2 protein-coding genes are annotated in these 7666 nt (G+C 69.8%); one reads left to right on the plus strand and one right to left on the minus strand.

The genetic code is table 11. From position 1 onward, the window contains the following. Positions 1-626: 626 nt before the first annotated feature. Positions 627-6341, minus strand: a complete 5715-nt coding sequence (gene uvrA, locus AC1D1T_RS27900) for an excinuclease ABC subunit UvrA (RefSeq protein WP_477992896.1) — start codon at positions 6339-6341, stop codon at positions 627-629. 188 nt (positions 6342-6529) lie between these two features. On the opposite strand from uvrA, the gene AC1D1T_RS27905 reads away from it, so the two are divergent. Then, the coding region (locus tag AC1D1T_RS27905; protein WP_477992897.1) for a sensor histidine kinase at positions 6530-7666 on the plus strand (1137 nt) is incomplete at its 3' end.

Raw genomic sequence — 7666 nt, forward strand, 5'->3', positions numbered from 1 at the left:
CCCAAACTCCCTCCACTCACTTCGTTCGTTGTGGTCAAACAGTGGGCGACAGTCAGTGCACGAAGCGTGCTGCGCACGCGGACCATGAAACCAGCCAGCTCCGGCGCCCCGTCCCTATTGGCGCTCCACAGACTCCCCACCCGCGCCTTCGTGCCACCGCCCCGATCCTTCGACCATGACAAGCGAACAAATGAGGATTGATATCAATCTCCACCTGATGGATGCACCCCCTCCTCAGTCCGAACGGGTGGCAGAACACGAGAACCCGCCTACAGCAGTCACGTAGCCCGGATGCAGCGAAGCGGAATCCGGGCTCAACCCTCACTTCTTCGCTTGTCACCTCCCCAAGGCAGGGTGGTGGCACAAGGCGCGGGTGGGGAGTCTGTGGAGCGCCAATCAGGGCGGGTCGCCGGAGCTGGCTGATTTCGTGGCCCGCGTGCGCCAGCACGCTTCGTGAACTGACTGTCGCCCACTGTTTGACCACAACGAACGAAGTGAGTGGCGGGAGTTTGGGCGACGGGCCGCGAAATCAGTCAGCGGAGGAAAGTCATCGCCCCGCCAGGGGCGATGACCGACGCGACCGGCGAGCCACAGACTCCCCACCCGCGCCTTCCGCGCCAATGCTCCTATGTCCGCGCCAACACAGGCTTCAACGCCGCTCCCGTGTGGCTGGCCTTGGTCTTGACGAGCAGCTCAGGCACCCCGTTCGCCACCACCGTGCCGCCGCGCACACCGCCTTCCGGCCCCAGGTCGATGACCCAGTCGGCCTCGGCGATCACGTCCAGGTCGTGCTCGATGACGACGACGCTGTGCCCACCGTCGACCAGCCGGTGCAGCACGCGAATCAGGCGCTCCACGTCGGCCATGTGCAGCCCGACCGTCGGCTCGTCGAGCACGTACAGCGTGTGCGGCGCCTTGTTGCCGCGCCGGCCCACGTCGTCGCGCACCTTGGTCAGCTCGGTCACCAGCTTGATGCGCTGCGCCTCGCCACCGCTCAGCGTCGGTGACGGCTGGCCCAGCGTCAGGTAGCCCAGCCCCACGTCCTTCATCAGCTGCAGCGGGTGCGCGATGTTCGGCATCGACGCGAAGAACWCCACCGCCTCGTCGATCTCCATCTGCAGCACGTCGCCGATGCTCTTGCCGCGCCAGCTCACCGCCAGCGTCTCGGCATTGAAGCGCTGGCCGTGGCACACGTCGCACGGCACCTTCACGTCCGGCAGGAAGCTCATCTCGATCGTGCGCATGCCCTGCCCTTCGCAGGCCGGACAGCGGCCGTCGCCGGTGTTGAAGCTGAAGCGCGCCGGCATGTAGCCGCGCGCCCTCGACTCCAGCGTGTCGGCGAACAGCTTGCGGATCGTGTCCCAGAAGCCGATGTAGGTCGCCGGGCAGGAGCGCGGCGTCTTGCCGATCGGCGTCTGGTCGACCTCGAGCACGCGGTCGATGTAGCCCCAGCCGTCGATCTTCTCGCAGCCCTGCCAGTTCGGCTTGCCGCCGCGCACGTTGATGAACTGCAGGTTGGCCAGCAGCACGTCGCGCGCCAGCGTCGACTTGCCCGAACCGCTGACGCCGGTGACCGCCACCAGCCGCTTCAGCGGCACGTCGACCGTCACCTGCTGCAGGTTGTGCAGCGAGGCGCCGTGGATGGTCAGCAGCCGGTTCGCCTCGCCCTCCTTCGCGACCTTGCTCGCCACCGACGCGAGGAAGGCATCGACCTCGCGCCGTGCCTTCAGCGGGTGCACCAGCGGATGGGCGAGGAAGCGCCCGGTCACCGAATCGGGGTTCTTCGACAGGTCGCCCGCCGTGCCCTCGGCCACCAACCGGCCGCCGCGCTTGCCGGCGCCCGGGCCGATGTCGATGATGTGGTCGGCGCGGCGGATCGTGTCCTCGTCGTGCTCCACCACCACCAGCGTGTTGCCCTTGTCGCCCAGCTTGTGCAGCGCATCGAGCAGGATCTGGTTGTCGCGCGGGTGCAGGCCGATGGTCGGCTCGTCGAGCACGTAGCACACGCCCTGCAGGTTGCTGCCGAGCTGCGCCGCCAACCGGATGCGCTGTGCCTCGCCGCCCGACAGCGTCGGCGCCGCGCGATCCAGCGTCAGGTAGCCGAGGCCCACTTCTTCGAGGAACTCCAGCCGGCTCGCGATCTCGCTGACCACGTCGCGCGCGATCTCCGCATCACGGCCGGTCAGCGTCAAGGCCTGCACCCACTTGCGCGCATCGGCCACCGACCACTGCGCGATCCACGCGATCGAATGCGTGTCGAAGGTGACGCCGCGCGACACCGGGTTCAGCCGCGTGCCGCCGCAATCGGGGCACGGCTCGTCGACCACGCCTTCGACCTCCGCCTCCTCGGACGGGAAGCTCTGCTCGCGGCCCTTGTTGTCGTCGTCCTGCACCGAGTCGTCGTACGCCTTGCGCTGCTCACGCGTCAGCGCCAGGCCGGTGCCGACGCAGGTGGTGCACCAGCCGTGCTTGCTGTTGTAGCTGAACATGCGCGGGTCCAGCTCGGGGTAGCTGGTGGCGCACACCGGACAGGCACGCTTGGTCGAGAACACCTTCACCTCGCCGAGCTTGCGYGTCGGCGTGCCGGCCAGCATCGCGCCGCGCAGGCCCTTCAGCGGGCTCAGCAGGTGCATCACGCCCTTGCCGATGTCCAGCGCCTGCGCCAGCAGCGTGCGCAGCTCGGCTTCGTTGTCCTTGCCGATCACCAGGTCGCCGACCGGCAGCTCCACGGTGTGCTCCTTGAAGCGGTCCAGCCGCGGCCACGGATCGACCGGCAGGAAGTCGCCGTCGACCCGCAGGTGCGTGTGGCCGCGCGCCTTCGCCCACTTCGCGAGGTCGGTGTAGACGCCCTTGCGGTTGACGACCAGCGGCGCCAGCAGCCCGACATGCACGCCCTGGTGGTCGCGCAGCAGCTGGGCGGCGATGCTCTCGACGCTCTGCGGCCGCACCGGCGCGCCGTCGTTCACGCAGTGCTGGATGCCCAGCTTCACATACAGCAGGCGCAGGAAGTGCCAGACCTCGGTCGTCGTCGCGACGGTGCTCTTGCGGCCGCCGCGGCTCAGCCGCTGCTCGATCGCGACAGTGGGCGGAATGCCGTACACCGCGTCGACCTCCGGCCGCCCTGCGGGCTGCACGATGCTGCGCGCATAGGCGTTCAGCGATTCGAGGTAGCGGCGCTGGCCCTCGTTGAACAGGATGTCGAAGGCCAGCGTGCTCTTGCCCGAGCCCGACACGCCGGTCACCACGCTGAACTTGCCGCGCGGGATGCTGACATCCAGCGACTTCAGGTTGTGCTCGCGCGCGTTCACGATGCGGATTGATTCGTCGCGCTGCACGTCGCGCGCCTTCTTGACGAGGTACTGCAGCGGAACGCCTTCCTCCACCTGGTGCGCGCCGAGGCGCATCGACACGTCGTACTCAGCCAGCGCGCGGCCGGTGTGCGACGTGGGATGCAGCTTCACGTCATCCGGCGTGCCGGTGCACACCACCAGGCCGCCGGCCTCGCCGCCTTCCGGGCCGAGGTCGATCAGCCAGTCGGCCGCGCGGATCACGTCGAGGTTGTGCTCGATCACCACGAGCGAATGCCCGGCGTCGAGCAGCTTGCGGAACGCGCGCATCAGCTTCGCGATGTCGTCGAAGTGCAGGCCGGTGGTCGGCTCGTCGAACATGAAGAGCGTGCCCTTCTTCGCGACCGGCTGGCGGCTCGCGGTCGTCGTCTGCGCTGCCTCGGCGAGGAAGCCGGCCAGCTTCAGCCGCTGCGCCTCGCCGCCCGACAGCGTCGGCACCGGCTGGCCCAGCTTCACGTACTCCAGGCCCACGTCGACGATCGGTTGCAGCACGCGCAGCACCTCGCGGTCCTGCGCGAACATCTGCACCGCCTCGCTGACCGTCAGCTCCAGCACGTCGGCCACGCTGAGCTCCCTGGCCACCTCGCCGGGCAGGCGACGCTCGATCTTCACGTCGAGGATCTCGGCGCGGTAGCGGCGGCCGTCGCAATCCGGGCAGCGCAGGTACACGTCGGACAGGAACTGCATCTCGACGTGCTCGAAGCCCGAGCCGCCGCAGGTCGGGCAGCGGCCGTCGCCGGCGTTGAAGCTGAACATGCCGGCGCCGTAGCCGCGCTGGCCGGCCAGCGGCGYCTGCGCGAACAGCTTGCGGATCTCGTCGAACGCGCCGACATAGCTGGCCGGGTTCGAGCGCGCSGTCTTGCCGATCGGCGACTGGTCGACGAAMACCGCGTCGGTCAGCCAGTCGGCGCCGAGCAGGCGGTCGTGCTCACCGGGCGTCTCGGTGGCCTTGCCGAAGTGCCGCGCGAGCGCCGGGAACAGCACGTCCTGCATCAGCGTGCTCTTGCCCGAGCCGGACACGCCGGTCACGCACACCAGGTGCTGCAGCGGGAACTCGACCGTCACGTTCTTCAGGTTGTGGTCGCGCGCGCCTTCGAGGATCAGCTTCGGCGTCGCGTCGGTCACCAGCCGCTTCAGGCCGCCCAGGCCGACCTGCTTGCGCCCGCCGAGGTAGGCGCCGGTCAGCGTGTCGGCGCGGCGGATCTCTTCCGGCGTGCCGTCGAACACGATGCTGCCGCCGCGCTCGCCGGGGCCGGGGCCCATGTCGATCAGCCGGTCGGCCGCCAGCATCACCGCCGGGTCGTGCTCGACGACGACCAGCGTGTTGCCGGCATCGCGCAGCCGGTGCATCGCCTCGACGATGCGGTTCATGTCGCGCGGGTGCAGGCCGATGCTCGGCTCGTCGAGCACGAACATCGTGTTGACCAGCGAGGTGCCGAGCGCCGTGGTGAGGTTGATGCGCTGCACCTCGCCGCCGCTCAGCGTGCGGCTCTGGCGGTCCAGCGTCAGGTAGCCGAGGCCGACATCGCACAGGTATTTCAGCCGCGTGCGGATCTCGTCGAGCAGCAGCTTCAGCGCGTCGTCGAGCATCGTGCTGGGCAGCGTGATGCCGTCGAAGAAGCGGCGGATGCGCTCGATCGGCATCAGCATCAGGTCGTGCACCGTCAGGCCGGGCAGCGCCTCGAGCTGGTCGCGCGACCAGTGGGTGCCCTGCGGCAGGAATCGCTTTCCGGGCGGCAGCACGCCGTCGGCATCGGGCTTGCTGCCCAGGCGCCACAGCAGCGCCTCGGTCTTCAGCCGGGCGCCGCCGCAGGTGGTGCACGGCGTGTAGCTGCGGTACTTCGACAGCAGCACGCGGATGTGCATCTTGTACGACTTCGATTCGAGGTACTCGAAGAAGCGCTTGATGCCGTACCACTGCTTGTTCCAGTTGCCCTTCCAGTGCGGCGAGCCGTTGATGACCCAGTCGCGCTGCGCCTCGCTGAGCTGCGACCACGCGGCGTCGCGCGGGATGCCGGCCTCGGCGGCGTACTTCAGCAGGTCGTCCTGCGAGTCTTTCCAGGCCGGCGTCTGGATGGTCTTGATCGCGCCGGAGCGCAGCGTCTTGCGGTGGTCCGGGATCACCAGCCCCCAGTCGACGCCGATCACGCGGCCGAAGCCGCGACAGGTCTCGCAGGCGCCCATCGCCGAATTGAACGAGAACAAGGCCGGCTGCGGGTCGCCGTAGCGCAGGTCGCTGTCGGGGCAGTGCAGGCCGGTGGAGAAACGCCAGAGTGTGGGTTCGCCTTCTTCGGCCACCACATACACGTTGACCCGCCCGCTGCCGCGCTTCAGCGCCGTCTCGATCGCCTCGACCGCGCGCACCTTCTCGGTCCCCTGCAGCCGGAAGCGGTCGGCCACCACGTCGAGCACCTTGCGCGGGCCGGTCGGCGTCGCCACCTCGCGCTCCGCCTGCACGCGGGTGAAGCCGCTGGCCGCGAGCCATTGCTCGATCTCCTCGGGCGTGGTTCCGCCCGGCAATTCCACCGGAAAGGTCACCACCAGCCGCGGATCGCCCTGCGCCGTCCGGCTCATCAGCTCCGCGTAGATCGTCTCCGGGCTGTCATGCCGCACCGGCTGTGCCGTCTGCTTGTCGAACAGCTCGGCCGCCCGCGCATACAAGAGCYTCAGGTGATCGTTCAGCTCGGTCATCGTGCCGACCGTCGAGCGCGAGGTGCGCACCGGGTTGGTCTGGTCGATCGCGATCGCCGGCGGCACGCCGTCGACCCGGTCCACCGCCGGCCGGTCCATGCGGTCGAGGAACTGCCGCGCATAGGCGCTGAAGGTCTCGACGTAGCGCCGCTGCCCCTCCGCGTACAGCGTGTCGAACACCAGGCTCGACTTGCCCGAGCCCGACGGCCCGGTCACCACCGTCATCTCGCCGGTGCGGATGTCGAGGTCCAGGTTCTTCAGGTTGTGCTGGCGGGCGCCGCGAATGCGGATGACACCGGACATGGGGAGGGCTTTCGAAATGCGGAGCCGAAGATTCTAGGGAGCCGCGACGGGTGAGCAGATCGGCGGGCCATTGGTCAGCAGCAGTCAGTAGCCATGGGCAACCGGTCTCACGCGAGACGCATTGCCCGGACGAGGCCCATTGGCTACCATGCGCCACGCTCTCACGCGTGCCGTCTGCGCGTGGCGTCATGAATACACCAGCCGTTCCACCCCTCCCTCCCGTCCACCCCGACAGCAGCCGCGCCGCGCGGCTCATGGATGTCGTCGGCGAGGGCGTGTGGGAGCACGAACTCACGTCGCTCCAGCCGTCGCAGGCCTGGCATTCGCCGCGCTGCCGCGACCTGCTGGGCGCCGGGCTGGCCGACGATCCGTCCGCGCTGCGCGCGCAGGTCGACCCGCCCGACCGGGCGCACTGGGATGCGCTGGTCGGCGCAGCGATCCGCGCCCCGGGCCGCAACGTCCAGGGCCGGCTGCGCCTGCGCACCGCCGACGGCAGCCTGCGCTGGTTCCAGGTGCGCATGCGCGCCACGGCCGACGGCGCCGGGCCGGCCACCCGGCTGGCCGGCAGCCTGCGCGAAGTCGACAGCGACCCGGCCTCCGGCCAGGCCAAGGCCGCCTTCCTGGCCCACATGAGCCACGAGCTGCGCACGCCGCTGAACGCGGTGCTCGGCATGACCGAGCTGGCGCAGCGGCTGGCCACGCACAACGAGCAGCGCGGCTACCTCGACCTGGCGCAGCAGTCCGGCCAGGCGCTGCTGCGCCTGCTCGGCGACGTGATCGACTACGCCCGCGCCGAGGCCGGCGAGCTCGCGCTGCGGCTGGAGACCTTCGACCTCGCGCAGCTGATGGCCGAGACCTGCCGCGGCTTCATGCCGCAGTTGCGCGAGCGCAAGCTGACGATGCTGTACGACTACCTCGGCGAGCAGACGCGGTTCCAGGGCGATCCGGCGCGCGTGCGCCAGATCGTCTCGAACCTGCTGGCCAATGCGGCCAGGTTCACCGCGCAAGGCCATGTCGCGCTCGTCACCGAGGTGCGGGCCCAGGCCGACGGCCCGTGGCTGCTGCGCATCCAGGTGCACGACACCGGCACCGGCATGGACGACGCCACGCTGGAGCGCGTGTTCAAGCCCTTCGAGCAAGGCGACAACAGCGCACGCCGCCAGCACGGCGGGACCGGCCTCGGCCTGTCGCTCACGCGCAAGCTGGCGGCGCTGATGGCCGGCCGCGTGACGGCCACCAGCGTGCCCGGCCGCGGCTCGGTGTTCACCGTCGAGCTGCGGCTCGCGGCAGCGGCCCAGCCGGCCGCCGCGCCGCACCCGCCCGGC

The organism is Rhizobacter sp. P2_H3 (genome assembly GCF_056403355.1).